Source organism: Streptomyces sp. NPDC048461 (assembly GCF_055587105.1).
On the sequence record NZ_JBVJGW010000039.1, the window covers coordinates 21,461 to 43,273 of the forward strand.

At 73.7% G+C, this 21,813-nt stretch carries 18 protein-coding genes and 1 rRNA gene; 5 read left to right on the top strand and 14 right to left on the bottom strand.

What is annotated here, in order from left to right; genetic code table 11:
* Positions 1-197: 197 nt before the first annotated feature.
* Both ACZ6S8_RS36685 and ACZ6S8_RS36690 read right to left on the bottom strand, forming a co-directional pair.
* The gene (locus ACZ6S8_RS36685) at positions 198-836 is read right to left on the bottom strand and encodes an NUDIX domain-containing protein (protein WP_469462364.1); all 639 of its coding nucleotides are present in this window, start codon (positions 834-836) and stop codon (positions 198-200) included.
* Positions 837-913: 77 nt separating this feature from the next.
* The gene (locus ACZ6S8_RS36690) at positions 914-2,566 is read right to left on the bottom strand and encodes a CTP synthase (RefSeq protein ID WP_469462386.1); all 1,653 of its coding nucleotides are present in this window, start codon (positions 2,564-2,566) and stop codon (positions 914-916) included.
* A gap of 456 nt (positions 2,567-3,022) precedes the next feature.
* Here ACZ6S8_RS36690 and ACZ6S8_RS36695 point away from each other — a divergent pair, with 456 nt between their 5' ends.
* The 3 genes from ACZ6S8_RS36695 (at position 3,023) to ACZ6S8_RS36705 (ending at position 8,018) form a co-directional block, all read left to right on the top strand.
* On the top strand, positions 3,023-4,834 hold the full coding sequence (locus ACZ6S8_RS36695) for a glycoside hydrolase family 15 protein (RefSeq protein WP_469462387.1): 1,812 nt from the start codon (positions 3,023-3,025) through the stop codon (positions 4,832-4,834).
* Between the two features lie 159 nt (positions 4,835-4,993).
* Positions 4,994-6,376 (top strand): FAD-binding protein, encoded by a 1,383-nt coding sequence (locus ACZ6S8_RS36700; RefSeq protein ID WP_469462366.1) that lies wholly within the window; start codon positions 4,994-4,996, stop codon positions 6,374-6,376.
* A gap of 22 nt (positions 6,377-6,398) precedes the next feature.
* Positions 6,399-8,018: a PucR family transcriptional regulator gene (locus ACZ6S8_RS36705; RefSeq protein WP_469462367.1), complete on the top strand. Its 1,620-nt coding sequence runs from the start codon at positions 6,399-6,401 to the stop codon at positions 8,016-8,018.
* Positions 8,019-8,083: 65 nt separating this feature from the next.
* On the opposite strand, the gene ACZ6S8_RS36710 is transcribed toward ACZ6S8_RS36705, so the two are convergent.
* The 5 genes from ACZ6S8_RS36710 to ACZ6S8_RS36730 form a co-directional block, all read right to left on the bottom strand.
* Positions 8,084-9,202 (bottom strand): glycosyltransferase family 4 protein, encoded by a 1,119-nt coding sequence (locus ACZ6S8_RS36710; protein WP_469462369.1) that lies wholly within the window; start codon positions 9,200-9,202, stop codon positions 8,084-8,086.
* Positions 9,203-9,412: 210 nt separating this feature from the next.
* Positions 9,413-11,131, bottom strand: a complete 1,719-nt coding sequence (gene recN, locus ACZ6S8_RS36715; protein WP_469462389.1) for a DNA repair protein RecN — start codon at positions 11,129-11,131, stop codon at positions 9,413-9,415.
* Positions 11,132-11,235: 104 nt separating this feature from the next.
* On the bottom strand, positions 11,236-12,129 hold the full coding sequence (locus ACZ6S8_RS36720) for an NAD kinase (protein WP_469462371.1): 894 nt from the start codon (positions 12,127-12,129) through the stop codon (positions 11,236-11,238).
* 20 nt (positions 12,130-12,149) lie between these two features.
* Positions 12,150-12,965, bottom strand: a complete 816-nt coding sequence (locus ACZ6S8_RS36725) for a TlyA family RNA methyltransferase (RefSeq protein ID WP_469462372.1) — start codon at positions 12,963-12,965, stop codon at positions 12,150-12,152.
* Between the two features lie 7 nt (positions 12,966-12,972).
* On the bottom strand, positions 12,973-13,296 hold the full coding sequence (locus ACZ6S8_RS36730; RefSeq protein ID WP_469462374.1) for a hypothetical protein: 324 nt from the start codon (positions 13,294-13,296) through the stop codon (positions 12,973-12,975).
* A gap of 64 nt (positions 13,297-13,360) precedes the next feature.
* On the opposite strand from ACZ6S8_RS36730, the gene ACZ6S8_RS36735 reads away from it, so the two are divergent.
* Positions 13,361-13,708 carry an SCP2 sterol-binding domain-containing protein gene (locus ACZ6S8_RS36735; protein WP_469462376.1) on the top strand — a complete coding sequence of 116 codons (348 nt, stop codon included), beginning with the start codon at positions 13,361-13,363 and terminating at the stop codon, positions 13,706-13,708.
* Positions 13,709-13,717: 9 nt separating this feature from the next.
* Here the strand turns inward: ACZ6S8_RS36735 and ACZ6S8_RS36740 are convergent, their stop codons facing one another.
* The 4 genes from ACZ6S8_RS36740 to ACZ6S8_RS36755 form a co-directional block, all read right to left on the bottom strand.
* Positions 13,718-14,572, bottom strand: a complete 855-nt coding sequence (locus tag ACZ6S8_RS36740) for an ABC transporter ATP-binding protein (protein ID WP_469462377.1) — start codon at positions 14,570-14,572, stop codon at positions 13,718-13,720.
* Positions 14,569-15,570 carry a FecCD family ABC transporter permease gene (locus ACZ6S8_RS36745; protein WP_469462390.1) on the bottom strand — a complete coding sequence of 334 codons (1,002 nt, stop codon included), beginning with the start codon at positions 15,568-15,570 and terminating at the stop codon, positions 14,569-14,571. Before ACZ6S8_RS36745 ends, ACZ6S8_RS36740 begins: the two co-directional genes overlap by 4 nt.
* 68 nt (positions 15,571-15,638) lie before the next feature.
* Entirely contained in the window at positions 15,639-16,703 is a 1,065-nt protein-coding gene (locus ACZ6S8_RS36750; protein WP_469462378.1) for a FecCD family ABC transporter permease, read from the bottom strand.
* Between the two features lie 35 nt (positions 16,704-16,738).
* Positions 16,739-17,800, bottom strand: a complete 1,062-nt coding sequence (locus tag ACZ6S8_RS36755) for an HAD-IIA family hydrolase (protein WP_469462379.1) — start codon at positions 17,798-17,800, stop codon at positions 16,739-16,741.
* An 88-nt stretch (positions 17,801-17,888) separates the two neighbouring features.
* Here ACZ6S8_RS36755 and ACZ6S8_RS36760 point away from each other — a divergent pair, with 88 nt between their 5' ends.
* Entirely contained in the window at positions 17,889-19,160 is a 1,272-nt protein-coding gene (locus ACZ6S8_RS36760) for a DUF1015 family protein (RefSeq protein ID WP_469462381.1), read from the top strand.
* A 75-nt stretch (positions 19,161-19,235) separates the two neighbouring features.
* Here ACZ6S8_RS36760 and ACZ6S8_RS36765 read toward each other — a convergent pair whose 3' ends face one another.
* The 3 genes from ACZ6S8_RS36765 to rrf form a co-directional block, all read right to left on the bottom strand.
* Positions 19,236-20,105: a tetratricopeptide repeat protein gene (locus tag ACZ6S8_RS36765; protein WP_469462382.1), complete on the bottom strand. Its 870-nt coding sequence runs from the start codon at positions 20,103-20,105 to the stop codon at positions 19,236-19,238.
* Positions 20,087-21,496, bottom strand: coding sequence for a hypothetical protein (locus tag ACZ6S8_RS36770; protein ID WP_469462384.1), 1,410 nt, complete (start codon positions 21,494-21,496; stop codon positions 20,087-20,089). The genes ACZ6S8_RS36765 and ACZ6S8_RS36770 overlap by 19 nt, the downstream gene beginning before the upstream one ends.
* Before the next feature lie 225 nt (positions 21,497-21,721).
* Positions 21,722-21,813, bottom strand: a 5S ribosomal RNA gene (gene rrf / locus ACZ6S8_RS36775); the annotation flags it as partial.

Genomic DNA, 21,813 nt, shown 5'->3' on the forward strand with positions numbered 1-21,813 from the left:
TCGGATTGCGAGCGTAGTTCACGCAGAGCGACGACAAGGGTGGAGCGCGGCGGACAAATCCCCCAATCGGATCAGCGGATCGTCACACCACTGGGCCGTACCGGGCCCGTGAGCCCGCCCGAAGGCCCTCCGGGGCCCGCCGGGCACCCGGCCGGCGGCACACGGGCCCGCCGGCCGCGGGAAGGGCGGCGTCCGCCCTACGCCTCGTACGGGCGGGCCGGCCAGGGGGCGAGGGCCGGGCGCAGCGCGTCCAGGCCGTCGCCCGCCAGGGCGGCGGTCACGGCCAGCACGCCCGTGACCAGGCCCGGGTTGCCGAGCCGCCCGGCCAGTACGCCGGCCACCAGGTCCGCGAGCAGCACCCGCGCGACCTCCATGTCGGCCTCCTCGTCGGAGACCTCGAACCGCTCCCCCTCGGCCTCCGCGAGGCCCCGTGCCAGGAAGATCCGTACGGCCTCGTCCGAACCGCCCGGCGAGGAGAAGAAGTCGGCGAGCACGTGCCACTGCTCCGCCTTGACGTGGGCCTCCTCGTAGAGCTCGCGCTGCGCCGCGTGCAGCGGGTTCTCCCCCGGCACGTCCAGCAGCCCGGCCGGCAGCTCCCACAGGCGGTGCCGCACGGGGTGGCGGAACTGCTTCAGGACCAGCACCCGCTGGTCCTCGTCGAGGGCCAGGACGCACACCGAGCCGGGGTGCGCCTGGTAGTCGCGGCGCACCACCATCCGGTCGGGCATGCGGACCTGGTCGGAGCGGACCGCCGTCTTCGCTCCCTGGAACGGGGTGCGCGAGGCGACGACCTCCCACGACTCCGGTGTGTCCTCGATGTCGTTGCCCATGGCCATGGCCGTACCTTCCCGAGAAACGCGACAGCCGGGGCACGATCCCGTGCCCCGGCTGTCTACGTTATGCGGTCAGGCCGTCACTTCGCGGACTGCTGCCGCTCCACGGCCGCCTTGACGAGCCCCGCGAAGAGCGGGTGCGGGCGCGTGGGGCGGGAGCGGAGCTCCGGGTGGGCCTGGGTGGCCACGAGGTAGGGGTGGACCTCGCGCGGGTACTCGACGTACTCGACGAGCTTGTTGTCCGGGGAGGTGCCGGAGAAGACGAGGCCGGCCTTCTTCTCCAGCTCGCCGCGGTAGGCGTTGTTGACCTCGTAGCGGTGGCGGTGGCGCTCGTCCACGTACGCCTCGTCGCCGTAGGCCTCGCGCACCACGGAGCCCTCGGCGAGCTTGGCCGTGTACATGCCCAGGCGCATGGTGCCGCCCAGGTCGCCCGCGCCCTCGACGAAGGCCAGCTGCTCCTCCATGGTCGAGATGACCGGGTGCGGGGTGGAGGCGTCGAACTCGGTGGAGTTCGCGTCCTCGATGCCGGCCAGGTTGCGTGCGGCCTCGATGACCACGCACTGGAGGCCGAGGCACAGGCCCAGCAGCGGGATCCGGTTCTCGCGGGCGTAGGTGATCGCCCCGACCTTGCCGTTCACGCCGCGGTCGCCGAAGCCGCCGGGCACGCAGATCGCGTCCACGTCGCCGAGCACCTCGGCGGCGCCCGCCGGGGTCTTGCAGTCGTCGGAGGCGACCCACTTGATCTGGACCCGGGCCTTGTTGGCGAAGCCGCCGGCGCGCAGCGCCTCGGTCACCGACAGGTAGGCGTCGGGCAGGTCGATGTACTTGCCGACGAGCGCGACCTTGACCTCGTGGTCGGGGTTGTGGACCCGGTCCAGCAGGTCTTCCCACACGGTCCAGTTGACGTCGCGGAAGGGCAGGTCGAGCTTGCGGACGACGTAGGCGTCCAGGCCCTCGGTGTGCAGGACCTTGGGGATGTCGTAGATCGACTTGGCGTCGATCGCGGCGACGACGGCGGCCTCGTCGACGTCGCACATCAGGGAGATCTTGCGCTTGATGGAGGTGGGGACCTCGCGGTCGGCGCGCAGCACGATGGCGTCGGGCTGGATGCCGATGTTGCGCAGGGCCGCGACCGAGTGCTGGGTCGGCTTGGTCTTCAGCTCGCCGGAGGGGCCGATGTAGGGCAGCAGCGAGATGTGCACGACGAAGACGTTGTCGCGGCCGACCTCGTGGCGGACCTGGCGGACGGTCTCCAGGAACGGCAGCGACTCGATGTCGCCGACGGTGCCGCCGACCTCGGTGATGACCACGTCGACGTCCGCGGTCGCCATGCGGCGGATGCGGTGCTTGATCTCGTTGGTGATGTGCGGGATGACCTGCACGGTGTCGCCGAGGTACTCGCCGCGCCGCTCCTTGGCGATGACCGTCGAGTAGACCTGGCCGGTGGTGACGTTGGCCGAGCCGTCGAGGTCGACGTCGAGGAAGCGCTCGTAGTGGCCGATGTCCAGGTCGGTCTCGGCGCCGTCGTTGGTGACGAACACCTCACCGTGCTGGAACGGGTTCATCGTGCCGGGGTCGACGTTCAGGTACGGGTCGAGCTTCTGCATCGTGACCCGGAGACCGCGCGCCTTCAGCAGCGCACCCAGGCTGGAGGCCGTCAGGCCCTTGCCGAGGGAGGAAGCGACACCCCCGGTGACGAAGATGTGCTTGGTCGTCATGGAGTTGGGCGGCATCGCCAAGAGGGGGCTCCCGTGGTCGCGAGGTGAGGTGCGTCCGGCGCCGGCCTCCGTCGATCCGGAAGGGTCTCAGGGGGCGCCGAAGCTGCGGTTTCGGGGCTCCTGATTCGCACAGGCAGACCACCGGTCCACGGGGTACCAGCCTATCAGCGCCCGGACGGGTCCGCCTCCGGCGACGCCCCGCGACCCGGCGTGCGGGGGTCGTGCGGGGAAGTTCCACCTGCTCACCCGTTTGGCTGCATCACATTCTTCGCAGGCTTAGGTGGATCACTAGGGTGCCGTCATATCCTGCTCGGATATTGCGAACATCGCCGCCGGGCAGCCGTCAGACGGCCGACCCGAGCCGATATGCGGAATCATTGGCTCAACGCGGTGTTCCCCACCCATGGGAGACCGCGCACACCGCGCGCAATGCAAGCGCCCTTCGGGGCGGACGTGGCCGTTCGACTGGAGATGCACGTGTCCGGGCGCATCGAGGATTACGCACTGATCGGGGACATGCAGACCGCGGCGTTGGTCTGTCGGGACGGGGCGGTGGACTGGTTGTGTCTGCCCCGGTTCGACTCCCACGCCGTGTTCGCGAGCATTCTCGGCACGGAGGATCACGGCTTCTGGCGGATCGGTCCGGCCTTCCCGGCCGGCGTGGACGCACCCCGCGCCACCCGGCGCCGCTACCGCGGCGACTCGCTGGTGCTGGAGTCGGAGTGGGACACCCCGCGCGGAACGGTGCGTGTGATCGATTTCATGCCGCCCCGCGAGGACCACGCCCCGCAGCTGATCCGCATCGTGGAGGGCGTCAGCGGCCGCGTGCCGATGCGCTCCGCCCTGCGCATGCGCTTCAGCTACGGACGCGTGGTGCCCTGGGTCCACAAGGTCGACGGCCGCACGGTGGCCGTCGCCGGGCCCGACTCGGTGTGGCTGGACACCGACGCGCAGACCTACGGCAAGGACCTGACGACGTACTCCGACTTCACCGTCGGGCCCGGCGACCGGGTGGCCTTCGCGATCAGCTGGCAGCCCTCGCACAAGGGGGCGCCGGAAACCCCCGACGCCGGTGAGGCCCTGGAGGCCACGGCCGAGTTCTGGCGCGAGTGGGTCGAGCAGTGCACGTACCACGGGCCCTACCGCGAGGCGGTGGTCCGCTCGCTGATCACCCTCAAGGCCCTCACGTACGGCCCCACGGGCGGCATCGTCGCCGCGCCGACCACCTCCCTCCCGGAGGAGATCGGCGGGGTCCGCAACTGGGACTACCGCTACACCTGGCTCCGGGACGCGGCCATCACCCTGTCCTCGCTGCTGCGCACCGGCTACCGCGAGGAGGCCCGCGCCTGGCGCGAGTGGCTGCTGCGCGCGGTGGCCGGGGACCCGGAGAACCTCCAGATCATGTACGGGATCGCGGGCGAGCGCGAGCTCGGCGAGACCGAGCTGGACTGGCTCCCGGGGTACGAGGGCTCCACCCCGGTCCGGGTCGGCAACGGCGCCGCCGGTCAGCTCCAGCTCGACGTGTACGGCGAGGTCACCGAGGCGCTGCACCTGGGCCACATGACCGGGCTGGCGCGCAGCGACTACGCCTCGCTGCTCCAGCTCAAGCTGATCCGCTACCTGGAGACCCACTGGGACCAGCCCGACGAGGGCATCTGGGAGGTGCGCGGCCCGCGCCGCCACTTCGTGCACTCGAAGGTGATGGCCTGGGTGGCCGTGGACCGCACGATCAAGCTGATCGAGAGCGGGGACGCGGACGGCCCCCTGGAGCGCTGGCGCGAGCTGCGCGACGAGATCCACCAGGACGTGTGCGAGAAGGGCTACGACAAGGAGCGCAACACCTTCACCCAGTCGTACGGGTCGAAGGAGCTCGACGCCTCCCTGCTGCTCATCCCGCAGATGGGCTTCCTGCCGCCGGACGACAAGCGGGTCATCGGGACCATCGAGGCGATCCAGCGCGAGCTGTCCACGCCCGACGGGTTCATCCTGCGCTACCCGACGTCGGGCGGCGAGGCCGGCGTCGATGGCCTGGAGGGCGACGAGGGCGCGTTCCTCGCCTGCTCGTTCTGGATGGCCGACGACCTCGCGATGATCGGGCGGGTGGACGAGGCGCGGCGGCTGTTCGAGCGGCTGCTCGCGCTCCGCAACGACCTGGGGCTGCTGGCGGAGGAGTGGGACCCGCGGCTCCAGCGGCAGGTCGGGAACTTCCCGCAGGCCTTCAGCCACGTCCCGCTGATCGACACGGCGCTGCGGCTGACCGCGAGCGGGGCGTACGGGGGCTAGGGCGGCCGCGGCGCCGGGCCCGTACGCGGGTCCGGCGCCGCCCGGCCGTCCGGACTCCGCGGGTCGCAGGACGGGCGCGGTGTTCCCGCCGCGCCCCCGTCCCCCGGGCCGCCTAGGCTGGAGGGGTCCTTTGCCCTCCCCCGTTGGAAGGGGGCAGCCATGGCTCCCCTCTCGAAGGCGGGCGCGGCGCTGACCGCGCTCCGCGAGGACCTGGCCGGCGAGGTGTTCGCCCCGGGGGATCCCGGGTACGACGGGGCCCGGGCCGTCTTCAACGCCATGATCGACCGCCGTCCGGCCGTCATCGCGCAGTGCGAGGGCGAGCCCGACGTGGTCACCGCCGTGCGGTTCGCCCGCGAACTGGACCTGCCGGTCGCGGTGCGCGGCGGCGGACACAGCGTGGCCGGCAACGCGAGCGGCGACGGCGCCCTCGTCATCGACCTGCGCAGGATGACCGAGGTGACGGTCCATCCGGCGGCCCGGGCGGTCCGCGTCGCGGGCGGCGCCACCATGAGCCACCTGGACCGGGCCTGCCAGCCCCACGCGCTCGCGACCACCGGCGGCCGCGCCTCCACCACCGGCGTCGGCGGCTTCGTCCTCGGCGGCGGCTCCGGCTGGCTGGACCGCAAGTGCGGCCTGGCCGTCGACAACCTCCTCGGCGTGGACCTCGTCACCGCCGACGGCGAGAGCGTCACGGCGACCCCGGAGGACCACCCCGAGCTGTTCTGGGCCCTGCACGGCGGCGGCGGGAACTTCGGCGTCGCGACGTCGCTGACCCTGCGCCTGCACGACCTGCCCGACATGTCGATGGCGCTGCTCCTGTACGCGCCGGAGCGCGGGCCGGAGGCAGTCCGGCTGTTCCGGGACCTCGTCGAGGGCGGCCCGGTGGAGGCGAGCGGGGGCGCCATCTACCTGACCGCGCCGCCCGAGCCGTTCGTGCCGCCGCACCTGGTCGGCACCCTGATGTGCGGCGTCCTGCTGACGTACGCCGGGCCGGAGGCGCGGATGCGCGAGCTGGCCGCCGGGCTGCTGGCGCTCCCCCACGAGGCGGAGGTGGTCTCCGCCATCCCGTACGCGGACCTCCAGTGCATGATCGACGACCCGCCGGGGATGCGGAACCACTGGTCCGCCGAGTACCTGACGGGCCTGCCGGACGAGCTCGTCGAGGTGTTCTGCGCCCGGGCGCACTCCATGCCGGTCCCGACGGGCACCCAGCACATCCTGTTCCCGCTGGGCGGGGCCGTCGCGGACGGCCCGGCGGAGTTCCCCGTCCCCTACCGGGACGCGCCCTGGGCGGTCCACCCGTTCGGCATCTGGGAGGACCCCGCGGACGACGAGCGGTGCCGGCGGTGGGTGAAGGACGTACGGGCCGACGTCCGGCCGTGGAGCACCGGCGCGGTGTACCTCAACTTCACCGGCGACGAAGGGTCGGAGCGCGTCGCGGCGGGGCTGGGCGAGGACAATCTGCGCAGGCTGGGAGCCGTGAAACGGCAGTACGACCCGGACAACGTCTTCCGCTTCAACCACAACATCCGCCCCGCCTGACCCCCTGATAGCGTCCCGCGATATGGACAACCAGGGCGGGATCACGGTTCAGCGGGCACTGGAGCTGCCGGGACTGCGCAGCGGGCTGCCCGAGGTGGTGGCCTGCGCCGACCGCCTCGGCCGGACCGTCCGCTGGGTGCACGCCGGCGAGGTCCCCAACATCGCCTCCCTCCTCAAGGGCGGCGAGCTGCTGCTGACCACGGGACTCGGCCTGGGCACCCGCCCCGCCGAGCAGCGCGCCTTCGTACGCCGCCTCGCGGACCGCGGGATCGCCGCGCTCGTGGTCGAGCTGGGCCCGCGCTTCACCCGGCTGCCGGCGACCCTCGTGGAGACCGCGCGCAGCGCGGGCCTGCCCCTGGTCCAGCTGCACCGGGAGGTCCCCTTCGTCACCGTCACGGAGGAGGTCCACACCGAGATCGTCAACGGCCACTACGCCCTGCTGCAGCGGGCCGAGGAGGTCCACCGGCGCTGCACGGAGGCCCTGCTGGGCGGCGGCGGGATCCAGCAGGTGCTGCGCATCCTGGCCGACTTCACGGCGAACCCGGTCTTCCTGGAGACCCCCGACGGGCAGCTGCTGTACGCCGCCGGCAGCTCGGCCGGGGACGCGGGCGCCGACCCGCTCCAGGTCTGGGAGGGCCTGCGCGGCCAGCGCGAGGTCGAGGCGTCCGCGAACACGGTGGTGATCGACGTCCCGGGCGGCGGCCACGGAACGGGCTCGGTCCGCGCCCGGGTCGTCCTGGTCGGGGTCTCCGCCCCGCTGGCCCCCGTGCACAGGATGGCGGCGGAGCGCACCGCGGGCGTCCTCGCGGTGGTCCTCATGCAGGCCCGTCAGGAGGACGAACTGGCGGCGCGCGGCCGCGGCGACTTCCTCACGGACCTGGCCGAGGGCCGCATCCCGGCGGAGGACGCTCCGGCGCAGGCGCGCGTCCTCGGCTTCAAGCCGGGCCCGGGACCGCTCCTCCCGGTGGTGATGAGGCTGTCGTCCGACCTGGGGCCGTCCGGCAACTGGGCGGTGCTGGCCCGGGCGGTGCTGGAGGAGCTGTCGTCCGTCGGGGTCCCGGTCCTGCTGGGCGTGCGGCCCGTCGAGGGCCGGGTGCCGCTGCTGGTCTCGCTGCGCGCGGAGTCGGAGCGCACGGCGGTGGCCGACCGGGTCGCGCTCGCGCTGCGGACCGGCGTGGAACGGGCGGGCCTCGAACGGGCCGCCCAGCCGCCCGCGGTGGTCGTGGGCGTCGCGGGCGGCTGGGCGGCCGCCTCGGCGGGCCTGCGGCACGCGGCGGAGACCGCCACGGCCGCCCACGGCCTGCCGGCCCGCCCCTGGTACGACGCCCGGCGCCTGGACATCGACCTGCTGCTGTGGCGGCTGCGCGAACACCCCGACCTGGCGGCGTTCGTGGACCGCGCGATCGGTCCGCTCCGGGCCCACGACGTGACCTCGCGGCCGCCGCTGCTGCCGACCCTGGAGACGTACCTGGCCCACGCGGGCCGCAAGGCGGAGACGGCCCGCGAGCTGCACCTGAACCGGCAGACGCTGTACAACCGGCTGGCCCGCATCTCGGAACTGCTGGGCACGGACCTGGACGACCCCGAGACGGTGCTGTCCCTGAGCCTGGCCCTGCGCGCCCGCCGCCACACGGTCTCCTGACGCCCCGCCCGGCCCGCCGGGGACGAGGGCGCCGGGCGGGTCCGGTACCGGACCCGGCCGGCGCGTCAGCGGCCGCGCTCCATCAGTTCGTCGTAGACCGACAGGACCTGCGCGACGGTGTCGTCCTCCGACGGCCACGTGGCCGCCTGCGCCCGCCCCGCGAGGGCGAGCGCCGCCCGCCGGTCCGCATCGCCCAGCAGGTCCGACACGGTGGCGGCCAGCGCCCCCGGGTCCCCGTACGGCACCAGCGCCGCGCCGTCGCCGACCAGCTCGGGCAGGCCCCCGACCGCCGTGGCCACCAGCGGCACCCCGACCCGCAGCGCCTCCTGCGCCAGCGGCGCCCGCGCCTCCCACCGGCTCGGCAGCACCGCCAGGTCCGCCGCCGCGAGCAGCTGCGCGGCGTCCCGGCGGCGCCCGAGCAGCCGTACGGGCAGGCCTTCGGCCTCGATCCGCCGGGACAAGTCCGCCCGCAGCGGCCCCTCCCCCGCGATGACCAGCAGGGGCACGGGGTCCAGCGCCCGCCACGCGCGCGCCGCGTCGAGCAGCACGGAGTAGCCGCGCTGCGGCACCAGGCTCCCGACCGCGACCAGCAGCGGCCGGCCCACGGCGCCGAGTTCCGCCCGCACCTTGCCCGGGTCGGCCGGATCCGGGTCCTGCGGTCCGGCCGGCACCGCCACCGGCGCCAGCCGGGCGTCCCGCGCTCCGCGCAGCCGGGCCAGGTCGACCTGGTTCGAGGAGGCTCCGAGGACCACCGCCGCGGCGCGTGCCACGTGCCGTTCCAGCAGCCGGCCGAGCCGCCCGAGGGCGCCGCCCGCCGCGGGGCCGTCGCCGTGCCAGCTCACCACCAGCGGCACCCGTCGCCCGCGCAGGGCCAGCGCCGCCCGCATGCCGGCCCGCACGCCGTGGGCGTGCACGACGTCGGACGCCGCGCACGCGGCGCGCAGGGCACTCGACGCGTCGGGCTCGAACCGTGCCCCGGCGCCGGTGAAGTCGTACTCGCCCTCCGCCGCGACGGGGGCGCAGACGGTGACGCGTACCCCGCGCGCGGCGAGCCCGGTCGCGAGCGAGCGCACATGGGCGCTGCTGCCCGCGCCCGCGCTCGTGCCGAGCACGTGGAGGGCGCGCAGGGGCGGCCGCCCGTAGGGCTGGGCGGGGGCCGGGGAAGAGACCGGGGAGCTGCTCACGGGCCGAAGCTCCAGGGTGAGGGAGTCAGAGACGTCGCCCAGGATGCCAGCCCGTACGCGCGTTCCGGGACCATACGGGTGCGTATTCCGTACGGGATACCGCCGGATACCCCCCAGCCTCACCCACACGGGCTACCCCGGGCCCCTCGTGGGGGCGTGAAAAGGGGCCCGGGCCGCATCGCGCGCCCCGGGCCCCGTTCCTGCCCGCGCTCAGGCGTCCGCGCGCGCCGCGGCGAGGAGTTCCTCGGCGTGGGCGCGTGCCGAGGCCGAGTCCTCGTGACCCGCCAGCATCCGGGACAGCTCGCGGATGCGGGCCTCGCCCTCCAGGACGGTGACGCCGCTGCGCGTCACCGAGCCGTCGTTGGTCTTCTCCACCAGCAGCTGCCGGTCCGCGAAGGCGGCCACCTGCGGCAGGTGGGTGACGACCACGACCTGGGCGGACTTGGCGAGCTTCGCCAGCCTGCGCCCCACCTCGACGGCCGCCTTGCCGCCGACGCCCGCGTCCACCTCGTCGAAGAGGTACGTGGGAACCGGGTCGGAGCCGGCGAAGACGACCTCGACCGCCAGCATCACCCGGGACAGCTCACCGCCCGAGGCGCCCTTGGCGATCGGCCGCGGCTGCGCCCCGGGGTGCGGGGCCAGCAGCAGTTCGACCTCGTCGGCGCCCGAGGGGCCGTAGGCCACGGTCCGGCCGCCGACCTCCACGCCCTCGGCGTCGTCGGCCTGCCGGATGTCGATGGTGACCCGCGCGTGCGGCATGGCCAGCGAGGCCAGCTCCTCCGTCACGGCGGAGGCGAACAGCGTGGCCGCCTCGACCCGCGCGTCGGTCAACGCCTGGGCCAGCTGGGAGAGTTCGGAGCGCAGCCCGTCGCGCTCGGCGGTCAGCTCCGCGATCCGCTCGTCGTCGCCGTCGAGTTCCAGCAGCCGCGCCGAGCCCTGCTCGGCCCACTCCAGTACCGATTCCACCGAGTCGCCGTACTTGCGGGTCAGCTGGGTCAGGGCCGCCCGGCGTTCCTCCACCGCGGCCAGGCGCAGCGGATCGGCGTCCAGGTCGTCGGCGTAGCCCGCCAGCTCCCCGGCCACGTCGGCCAGCAGGATGCCCAGCTCCCCGATCCGCTCGGCGAGCACGCCGAGCGCCGGGTCGTGGGAGCGTACGGACTCCAGGGCCCGGTGCGCGCCCGCGACGAGCATGTTGGCGTCGATGGCCTCCGGATCCTCGGGGTTGCCCCCGAGCGCCGCGTGCGCCACCTGGGCCGCCGACGCGAGCGACTCGGCGTGCCCGAGCCGTTCCGCCTCCGCCGCCAGCTCGACGTCCTCGCCGGGCAGCGGCTCCACGCCGGCGACCTCCTCCAGCCCGAAGCGGAGCAGGTCCGCCTCCTGGGCGCGTTCCCGGGCCCGGGTGGTGAGGGCGTCCAGCTCGACGGCGACGGCGCGCAGCCGCCGGTAGGCGGCCGCGTACTTCTCCAGCGGTACGGCGACGGCGTCGCCGGCGTACCGGTCCAGGGCCTGCCGCTGCCGGGCCGGCCGCAGCAGCCCCTGCTGGTCGGTCTGCCCGTGGACGGCGACCAGGTCGTCGGCGAGCTCGCCGAGCAGGCCGACGGGCACGGAGCGGCCGCCGACGTGGGCGCGCGAGCGCCCCTCGGCGGAGACGGTCCGGCTGATCAGGAGCGCGCCGTCGTCGAGCTCGGCGCCGGCCTCCTCGGCGCGCAGGGCGGCGGGGGCGTCCGGGCGCATGACGATGCGGCCCTCGACCACCGCCGCCTTGGCCCCGACCCGCACCAGGGCGGGGTCGGCACGGCCGCCGAGCAGCAGCCCGAGGCTGGTGACGACCATGGTCTTGCCCGCGCCGGTCTCGCCGGTCACCGCGGTGAATCCGGGCGACAGCTCGACCACCGCGTCGTCGATGACTCCGAGCGACCGTATCCGCATCTCCTCAAGCACGGGACGACGATACCGAGGTTTCACCGGTGCCATGTGACGTCACCCGCCCAGGGTTCTGCGAACGGACGTGCTATTACGCGAGGGCCACGGGGTCAGTGGGGCGCCCCGCGCCACCCGGACACCGGCAGCGCGAACTTCGCCACGAGCCGGTCCGTGAACGAGGCGTGGTGCAGCCGCGCCAGCCGTACGGGCACCGCCCCCCGCCGTACCTCGACCCGCGCGCCGGCCGGCAGTTCCAGCATCCGCCGGCCGTCGCACCACAGCACCCCGTGCGGGGTGTCGGGCTGCACCTCGACCGCCAGCACCGAGTCCGGCGAGGTCACCAGCGGCTTCGCGAACAGCGCGTGCGCACTGATCGGCACCATCAGCAGCGCCTCCACCTCCGGCCAGACCACCGGCCCGCCCGCGGAGAAGGCGTACGCCGTGGAGCCGGTCGGGGTCGCGCAGACGATCCCGTCACACCCGAAGCCGGTCACCGGGCGCCCGTCGATCTCCAGGACCACCTCCAGCATCCGCTCCGGGGACACCTTCTGGACCGCGGCCTCGTTCAGCGCCCAGTCCTGGTGGACCACGTCGCCGTTCGTGCGCACGGTCACGTCGAGGGTCATCCGCTCCTCGACCTCGTACTCCCGGGTCACCACCCGGTCCACCACCTGGTCCAGGTCGTCCCGCTCGGCCTCGGCGAGGAACCCCACCCGGCCCAGGTTGACGCCCAGCATCGGCACTCCCGAGCCGCGCGCGAACTCCGCCCCGCGCAGCAGGGTCCCGTCCCCGCCCAGCACGATCAGCAGCTCGCACCCCGCCAGCACCTCCGGGGTGCACTCGGCCACCAGGTCCACCTCGGGCGGCAGCGGCAGGTCCACCGCCTCGTCCTGCAGGACCCGTACCCCCAGACCGCACCGCAGCAGACCCTGTACGACCAGCTCGGCACTGCGGATGGCCGCCGGCCGCCCGGTGTGCGCGAGCAGGAAGACGGTCCGTCCCACCCCTGAAGCCGAAGAATCTGTCACTGAGGCCCCTCCGCCACTGCCCTGTCGACATCCCCCGGGTCGAGGGCAGGTGCCCCCGCCCGCAGCCAGAGAAAATACTCGACGTTGCCCGAAGGACCGGGCAACGGACTCGCGGTCACCCCGAGCACGCCCAGGCCCAGCTTCCCGGCCTGCGCCGCCACGTCGCGCACCGCCTCGGCCCGCAGCTCCGCGCTGCGCACCACACCCCCGCTGCCGAGCCGGTCCTTGCCGACCTCGAACTGCGGCTTGACCATCAGCACCAGGTCGGCGTCCGGCGCCGTGCAGCGCACCAGCGCCGGCAGGACCAGGCCGATCGAGATGAAGGAGAGGTCGCTGACGACCAGGTCCGCCGGGATCCCGTCGATCTGCTCGACCGTCAGCTCGCGCACGTTCGTACGGTCCTTCACGGTGACCCGGTCGTCGCTCTGCAGCGCCCAGGCCAGCTGTCCGTACCCCACGTCCACGGCCACCACGTGGGCCACGCCCGCCCGCAGCAGCACGTCGGTGAACCCGCCGGTGGAGGCGCCCGCGTCCAGCGCCCGGCGGCCCTCGACCGCCAGCCCCAGCGGCTGGAAGGCCGCCAGCGCCCCGGCGAGCTTGTGGCCGCCCCGGGACACGTAGTCGGGGTCGTCGTCGTCCTTGAGGACCACCAGGGCCGCGCTGGTCTCGACCTGCGTCGCGGCCTTGGTGGCGGTGGTCCCGCCCACGGTCACCCGGCCCGCGGCGATCAGCTGCGCGGCGTGCTCGCGCGAGCGGGCCATGCTGCGGCGTACCAGTTCGGCGTCCAGGCGGCGGCGTGCCACTCCTGCCACGTTCGGTTCAGCTCCTGTTTTCGTACGGACCAGGGACGGGCGGTGCGTCCAGCGCGGTCAGCGCCTCGCGCAGCCCCCTGTGCACATCCTCGTACACCGCGACGTGTCCGTCCGCCGTCAGGCCGTCGGCCTCCGCCAGCCGCGCCAGCTCCGCGTCGACACCGGCGTGGCCGGTGGGCGTGCGTACGACGCCCAGCGCCACGGGCCCGGCGGGCGCCGCGGCACGGTCGTCGGGCGCCGCGGCACGGTCGTCGGGCGCGGGCCCGTCATCGGCCCCGGCCGGTCCGTCGACCCCGGCCACCGGGTCGGCCTCGGCCGCTTCGTCGGTCATGCACCGACGCTACCCCGAAGCGCCCCGCGACCACGTACGGCTCTGCGGTACCGTCGTGATCACGATGGCTACGATCGAGGAGTGCCGCGAAGCACTCGACCGACTCTCCGGCAACCTCGCGGGCGCCGACGGCGGTGTGCGCGGCGCGGCCGCGCTCGACCGCTCCCTCAGCTGCCACATCACGGACCTGGACCGGACCTTCACCGGCCGCCTCGACGGCGGCCGGATCAGGGTCGACGCGGTCTCCCCCGGTCCCCCGGCCGCCAAGGCCGAGATCCGGCTGGCGATGACCGGTGACGACCTGGTCGCGATGGTCGCGGGCGAGCTGAAGTTCGCCAAGGCCTGGGCCTCGGGCCGGGTCCGGCTGGAGGCCGGGTTCCGCGACCTCCTGCGCCTCAAGAGCCTGCTCTAGGGGGTGCTTCTAGAGCGCCGTCGCGGCCGCGCGGGCCTTCGTACGGGCCCTGCGCGCCGCCGGGATCACCAGCGGCGTGCCCGTCGCGGGGTCGTCGATGACCTGGCAGCTCAGCCCGAACACCTTCTCCACCAGCTCGGCCGTGACCACCTCGGCCGGCGGCCCCTCGGCCACGACCTCCCCGGCCCGCATGGCGATCAGGTGCGTGGCGTAGCGCGCGGCGTGGTTGAGGTCGTGCAGGACGGCGACCAGGGTGCGCCCCTGGTTCTCGTGCAGTTCGGCGCACAGGTCCAGCACGTCGAGCTGGTGCTGGATGTCCAGGAAGGTCGTCGGCTCGTCGAGGAGCAGCAGCGGCGTCTGCTGCGCCAGCGCCATCGCGATCCACACGCGCTGCCGCTGCCCGCCGGACAGCTCGTCCACGGCCCGGTCGGCGAGTTCTTCGACCCCGGTCGAGGTCATCGACTCGACCACGATCCGTTCGTCCTCCGGCGACCACTGCCGCAGCAGGCCCTGGTGCGGGTAGCGGCCCCGCGAGACCAGGTCGGCCACGGTGATGCCGTCCGGCGCGATCGAGGACTGCGGCAGCAGGCCGAGCGTCTTGGCGACCTTCTTGGCGGGCATCGACCCGATGGCCTGCCCGTCGAGCAGCACCCGGCCGGTCGACGGCTTCAGCATCCGCGACAGGGCGCGCAGCAGCGTGGACTTGCCGCAGGCGTTGGGGCCGACGATCACCGTGAAGGAGTGGTCGGGGATCTCCACCGACAGGTTCTCGGCGATGACCCTCTGGTCGTAGCCGAGGGTCACGTTCTCCGCGGTCAGCCGCTGCACTTGCCCACTCCTGAGGTTCCTGGATGTCGCGGTCATATGCGTCCCGCCTTGCGTTCGGTGACGAGCAGCCAGAGCAGGTACACGCCGCCGACCAGCCCGGTCACCACGCCCACCGGAAGCTGGTCGGCGCCGAAGGCCCGCTGCGAGGCCCAGTCGGACACCAGCAGCAGCACCGAGCCCATCAGCCCGGCCGTCAGCAGGTTCCCCCCGGGGGAGCGCGTGAGGCGCCGGGCCAGCTGCGGCGCGGCCAGCGCGATGAAACTGATCGGCCCGGCCGCGGCGCTCGCTGCGGTGGTGAGCAGGATCGCCGCCAGCATCAGCAGCAGCCGGGTCCGCTCGACCGGCACGCCCAGCGCGTACGCGGCGTCGTCGCCCATCTCCATCATCCGCAGGGCCCGGCCGTGTCCGAGGATCACCGGGAACAGCACCGCGCAGACCGCGAGCAGCGGCCACACCTGCGCCCAGTCCCGGCCGGCGAGCGAGCCGGTCAGCCAGACCAGTGCCCGGCTGGCCTCGACCAGCTGCGCCTTGGTGATCAGGTACTGGATGACGGCGACGAGCACGGCGGAGGCGCCGATGCCGACGAGCACCAGCCGGTACCCCTGGATGCCCTTCTTGTACGCGAGCAGGTACACGGCGATGCCGGCCAGCACCCCGCCGACCAAGGCGCCGACGGCCACCGCCCCGGCGCTGCCGTTGAACAGGATGATGACGACGAGCGCGCCGACCGCCGAGCCGTACCCGAAGCCGAGCAGGTCCGGCGAGCCGAGCGGGTTGCGGGAGACCGACTGGAAGACGGCCCCGGAGATGCCGAGGGCGGCGCCCACCAGCAGTGCGACCAGTACGCGCGGCATCCGCAGGTCGTTGACGATGAAGTCGTGGGCCGGGGTGCCGTTGCCCAGCACGGTCCGTACGACGTCCCACGGCGCGATCCGGAAGTCGCCCGTGCCGATGAGCAGGACCGCCAGGACGAAGGCCAGGGCGGTGAGCAGCACCGCGACGGACACCGCCCGCCGGTCGACCCGCAGCGACATCCCGCCGGGCGACCGCAGCGCGCGGGGCCCCGCCGACCGGACGGGCTGGTCGGTCGGGAGCTTCGCGGTCACAGCTGGGCCATCCTCTTGCGCCGGACGAGGTAGATGAAGACGGGGCCGCCGATGAGCGCGGTCACGATGCCGACCTGGAGTTCCGCGGGCCGGGTGATCACGCGGCCGAAGACGTCGGCGCCGAGCAGCAGCACGGGCGACAGGACGGCCGAGTACGCGAGCACCCAGCGCATGTCGGGGCCGGTGAAGGCCCGTACGAGGTGCGGGATCATCAGGCCCACGAACGCGATGGGCCCGCAGGCCGCCGTCGCGGCGCCGCAGAGCAGGGTGATGGCGGCCATCGCCGCGATCCGGGTCCGCGTCAGGTTGGCCCCGAGCGCCCGGGCCGTGTCGTCACCCATCGCCATCGCGTTGAGCGGCCGGCCCAGGGTCAGCGCGAGCACGGCCCCGACGAGGAGGAAGGGCGCCACCTGCCGGACGGTGTCCGCGTTGGCCGAGGCCAGCGAACCGACCGTCCAGAACCGCAGCTTGTCCAGGGCCGTGCTGTCCATCAGCTGCACGGCGTTGATGTAGCCGATGAGGGCGGCACTGGCCGCCGTACCGGCGAGCGCGAGCCGCACCGGCGTCGCACTGCGGCTCCCGCCCAGTACGTAGACGAGGACCGAGACGGCGGCGGCGCCGAGGAAGGCCCACCACACGAACTCGTCGAGGGACCTCGCCCCGAAGAAGCTGATCGCGGAGACCACGGCGGCCGCGGCGCCGGCGTTGACGCCGAGGATGCCGGGCTCGGCCAGCGGGTTGCGGGTCAGCGCCTGCATCACCGCGCCCGACAGGCCCAGCGCCAGCCCCACCATCAGCCCGAGCAGGGTGCGCGGGACCCGCAGGTCCCGCACCACCACGTCGGAGGACGTGCCCGTGTAGTGGAAGAGGCCGTGCCAGACCTCGTCGAGCGGCATCTGGCGGGCACCCACCGCGATGCTCACCACCGCGATCAGCGCCAGCACCACGAGGGCTGCCAGCAGGCCGGCGGCGCGGACGCCGTGGCGCGGACGGGCCGCCACGGCGGGCCGCGCGCTCGCCGCGGCGCCCGGTTCGGGTTCTGGGGGACTCTCGACCAACACCAGGTTAGGTTAGCCTACCCTCCACCCCGTACGGGTCAGAGGCCCAGCCGGGCCAGCGCCTTCTGCGCGTCGAGCGTGCAGGAGCCGTCCCCGGCCGCGCTCCAGGCCGCCGCGCACAGCGCCCGCAGCCCGTCGAGCGGATCCCCGTCCGGCCCCTCGGGGCCGTCCGCCGCGCGGACGCTCCGCAGCTCCAGCCCGTCGGCGCCCGCCGCGCAGATCCAGTCGCCGCAGCGCCAGCCGCCGTCCTCCTCGGTGACCTCCGGCTGCCCGGTCAGCAGCCCGCGCAGGTCCCGGTCCACGTACGTCGGCCGGTGCCGGGGCTCGGCCCGCACCAGCTGGGCGGCGTCCGTCACCCCGGTCAGCACCAGCAGCGAGTCCACCTCCCCGTTGAACGCCCCCTCGATGTCGGTGTCCAGCCGGTCCCCGACCACCAGCGGCCGCTTCGCCCCGGTGCGCAGCACCGTCTCCCGGTGCATCGGGGGCAGCGGCTTGCCCGCCACCTGCGGCTCGGCGCCGGTGGCGATCCGTACGACCTCCACCGCCGCCCCGTTGCCCGGGCCGATCCCCCGCGCCCCGGGGATGGTCAGGTCGGTGTTGGACGCGAACCACGGCACCCCCCGGTTGACCGCGTACGCCGCCTCCGCGAACCGCGACCACTGCAGCTCCGGGCCCCCGTACCCCTGGACGACCGCCGCGAGCCCCTCCTCGTCGGACGACTCCACCGGCACCAGTCCGCGCTCGCGCAGGGCGACCCGCAGCCCCTCCCCGCCGATCACCAGCACCTTCGCGCCCGGCTCCACCTGCTCCGAGATCAGCCGGGCCACCGCCTGCGCCGAGGTGATCACCTCGTCCGCCTCGGTCGGGATGCCCAGCTCGCCCAGGTGCCCGGCGACGGCCTCGGGGGTCCGCAGCGCGTTGTTGGTGACGTACGCGAGGTGCATCCCGTCGGCCCGGGCCGCGGCGAGGGACTCCACCGCGTGCGCGATCGCCTGCCCGCCCGCGTACACCACCCCGTCGAGGTCGAGGAGGGCCGTGTCGTACGCCTGGTGCAGATTCCGCTCACTCGCCGCGGGACTGTTCCTGCTCGCGCTGGTCATCGTGTCCGCTCCCGATGTGTTCGTTCTGTGTGATTCCTCGGTCACCCCCGATCATCCCGCATCCCGAGACGGGTCTTACCATGCACCAATGACCACACCTGGCACCGCTGACCACGGGCTGCGTCTGATCCCGTTCCATGGCCTGCGCTACGTTCCGGAGCGGGTCGGCAGCCTCGCCGCCGTCACCTCACCGCCGTACGACGTGGTCGTACGCCCGGACGGAGTCGATCACCTCGAATCCGCCGATCCGCACAACATCGTGCGCCTGATCCTGCCCCAGGCCGGCACCCCGGCCGCCCGCAACGAACAGGCCGCGCGCACCCTCCACGACTGGCTGGCCGAGGGCGTCCTCCACGCCGACCCGGAGCCCGCGCTGTACGTGTACGAGCAACGCAGGGCCGGGCTCCTGCAACGGGGGATCATCGGCGCCCTGGCCCTGTCCGGCGCCGAGGCCGGCATCGTCCTCCCGCACGAGGACGTCATGCCGGACGTCGTCACCGACCGGGCGGGCCTGATGCGGGCCACCTCGGCGAACCTCGAACCCCTCCTGCTGACCTACCGCGGCGACGACCCCCGCGCGGGCGCCACGGCGGTCGTCGAGCGGACGGCGGAACGCCCGCCCCTCCTGTCGACCACGACCGAGGACGGCTTCCAGCACCGCCTGTGGGCGATCACCGATCCGGAGGAGCTGGCGGCCGTCACCGCCGACCTCGGACACCGCCAGGCCCTCATCGCCGACGGCCACCACCGCTGGGCGACCTACCTGCGCCTCCAGCAGGAGCACGGCTCCCCGTCTCCGTGGGACTTCGGCCTGGTCCTCCTGGTGGACACCGTCCGCTATCCCCTGCAGGTCCGCGCCATCCACCGGATGCTGCGCCGGCTGCCGGTCGCCGACGCCCTCGCGGCGCTCGACGGCCTGTTCCGGGTGCGCCCGGTCGAGGGGCCGCTGCCGCTCGCCCTGGAGGCCCTGGCGGACGCCTCGGAGCGGGGCAACGCGTTCCTCCTCACCGGCGACGGCAGCTTCCACCTGGTCACCGACCCCGACCAGGCGCTCCTCGACCGCACCGTCCGCCACGACCGCCCGGAGGCCTGGCGCCGCCTGGACGCGACCGTCCTGCACGCCACCCTGCTCGACGCCGTGTGGAACGTCCCGGACACCCCGGAGCACATCACGTACATACACGACACCCCGTCGACGGTGGCCATGGCGGAACGGCACGGCGGCACCGCGGTCCTGCTGCACCCGGTCCGCGAGGACGTCGTACGGGACCTGGCCCGCCAGGGCGTGACCATGCCCCGCAAGTCGACGTCCTTCGGCCCGAAGCCGGCGACGGGCCTGGTACTGCGCGGCCTGGCCTGACCGGCCGGCGAACCGGTTCCGGATACGCAGAAGGGCGGTACCCCGGTCGGGGTACCGCCCTCCTCACGTCATGCCTCAGGCCTTGTCGCGGCCCGGGTCCTGCTCGTCGTCACCGGCGGGGGCGACGTCCTCGGCCACGGGCTGCTCCTGCGGCTCGTACTCCTCGTCGTCCTCGTCGTAGTACTCGGCGACGTCGGAGGCACGCTCGGCCGCGGCGACCTCGGCGTCGTCCTGGTCGTCGTCCTCGTCCTCGTCGTCGACGTCGGCCTCGACATCGTCCTCGTCGTCGACGTCATCAACGTCGACGTCATCGGCCGACGCGTCCACGAACTCGACGCCGTCGAGCTCCGCGAGGCGGTCGGAGGCGTCGGTCGCCCCGTCCTTGTCGGCTTCGAGGGTCTTGGCGAACCACTCGCGGGCCTCGTCCTCGCGGTCGGCGGCCAGCAGGGCGTCGGCGTAGGCGTACCGCAGGCGCGCGGTCCAGGGCTGGACGGTGCTGGACGCCAGCTCCGGGCTCTGCAGGGTGACGATGGCGGCTTCGAGCTGCCCCTGGTCACGGCGGGCACCGGCGGCGACGAGTCGCATCTCGACCTGGCCGGCCTTGTCCAGCTTCTGCACCTCGGGCTCGCCGGCCATGGCCAGCGCCCGCTCGGGACGGCCGAGGCCGCGCTCGCAGTCGGCCATGACGGGCCACAGCTCGACGGAGCCGGTCATGCGCTTGGCGGCACGGAACTCCGCGAGCGCCTCGCTGTACTTCTGCGTGGCGTACGCGGCGAAGCCGGCGGCCTCGCGGACGGCGGCGACGCGGGAGGCCAGACGCAGCGCGATGCGGGAGTAGGCGTACGCCCGCTCGGGGTCCTCGTCGATCAGGCGCGCGACCATGACCAGGTTCTTGGAGACCTCCTCGGCGAGCCCCTTGGGCAGGCTCAGGAGCTCCTGGCGCACGTCGGAGTCAATCTCGAAGCCGGTGACGTCGTCGTCGATCGGGAGCCGCTTGACCGGGTCGCGGTCGGAGCGGAAGTCACGGTCGCCGCCACGGTCGTCGCGACCACGGTAGCCACCGCGGTCACCACCGCGATCGTCGCGCCCGCCGCGGAAACCGCCGCGGTCGTCGTCGCGACGCGGGTACGAGGGACGGTCGCCGCCACCGCTCCGGTCGTCACGACGCGGGTAGCTGGGACGGTCACCGCCACCTCTGCGGTCGTCACGGCCGCCGCGGAACCCACCGCGGTCGTCGTCGCGACGCGGGTACGAGGGACGGTCCCCACCACGGTCATCGCGACGCGGGTAGCTGGGACGGTCGCCGCCACCGCCGGAGGGACGGCCACCGCGGTCATCGTCACGACGGGGGTAGGACGGACGGTCCCCACCACCACTGCGGTCGTCACGACGGAACCCGCCGCCACCACCGGAGGGACGGTCATCCCGACGCGGGTACGAAGGACGGTCCCCACCACGGTCATCACGACGCGGGTAGCTGGGACGGTCGCCGCCACCGCTCCGGTCGTCACGACGGAACCCGCCGCCACCACCGGAGGGACGGTCATCACGACGCGGGTACGAGGGACGGTCCCCACCACGGTCATCACGACGCGGGTAGCTGGGACGGTCGCCGCCACCGCTGCGGTCGTCACGGCCGCCGCGGAACCCACCGCGGTCGTCGTCGCGACGCGGGTACGAGGGACGGTCGCCACCGCGGTCATCACGACGGGGGAAGCTGGGACGGTCGCCGCCACCGCTCCGGTCGTCACGACGGAAACCGCCGCCACCACCCGAGGACGGACGGCCACCGCGGTCATCGTCACGACGGGGGTAGGACGGACGGTCCCCACCACCACTGCGGTCGTCACGACGGAAGCCACCGCCGCCACCGCCGGAGGGACGACCACCACGGTCATCGTCGCGGCGCGGGTAGGACGGACGGTCCCCACCACCACTGCGGTCATCACGACGGAAACCACCGCCACCACCGGAGGGACGGTCATCCCGACGCGGGTACGAAGGACGGTCCCCACCGCGGTCGTCACGACGCGGGAAGCTGGGACGGTCGCTGCCACCACTCCGGTCGTCACGACGGGGGTAGCTGGGGCGGTCGCCGCCACCGCCGGAGGGACGGCCACCGCGGTCATCGTCACGACGGGGGTAGGACGGACGGTCCCCACCAGCACTGCGGTCGTCACGGCGGAAACCACCGCCACCACCGGAGGCAGGACGCCCACCACGGTCGTCGCGACGGAAACCACCGCCGGCGCTGCCGCCGCCGGCCGGACGGCCACCACGGTCGTCACGACGGAACGGGGGTCGGTCGCCGCCACGGTCGCCACCACGGTCGTCACGGCCCCCGCGGTAGCCGCCCCTGTCACCGCCGTCGTTGCGCCGAGGCTCGCGCTCCGGACGATCGTCGGGAGAGTTGGACATGGGTGTGACTCCTGTCTTCGGGGTACCGCTAGTCATTCTTGCGCAACCAACCCATGGCCGCGCTTCGGCGTAAAGATGTGGAAAAACAAAAAAGGACCCTTGGTCCAGCGTTGAACGCTGGACCAAGGGTCCTTTGAAAGATTGTTCGGCGGCGTCCTACTCTCCCACAGGGTCCCCCCTGCAGTACCATCGGCGCTGAAAGGCTTAGCTTCCGGGTTCGAAATGTAACCGGGCG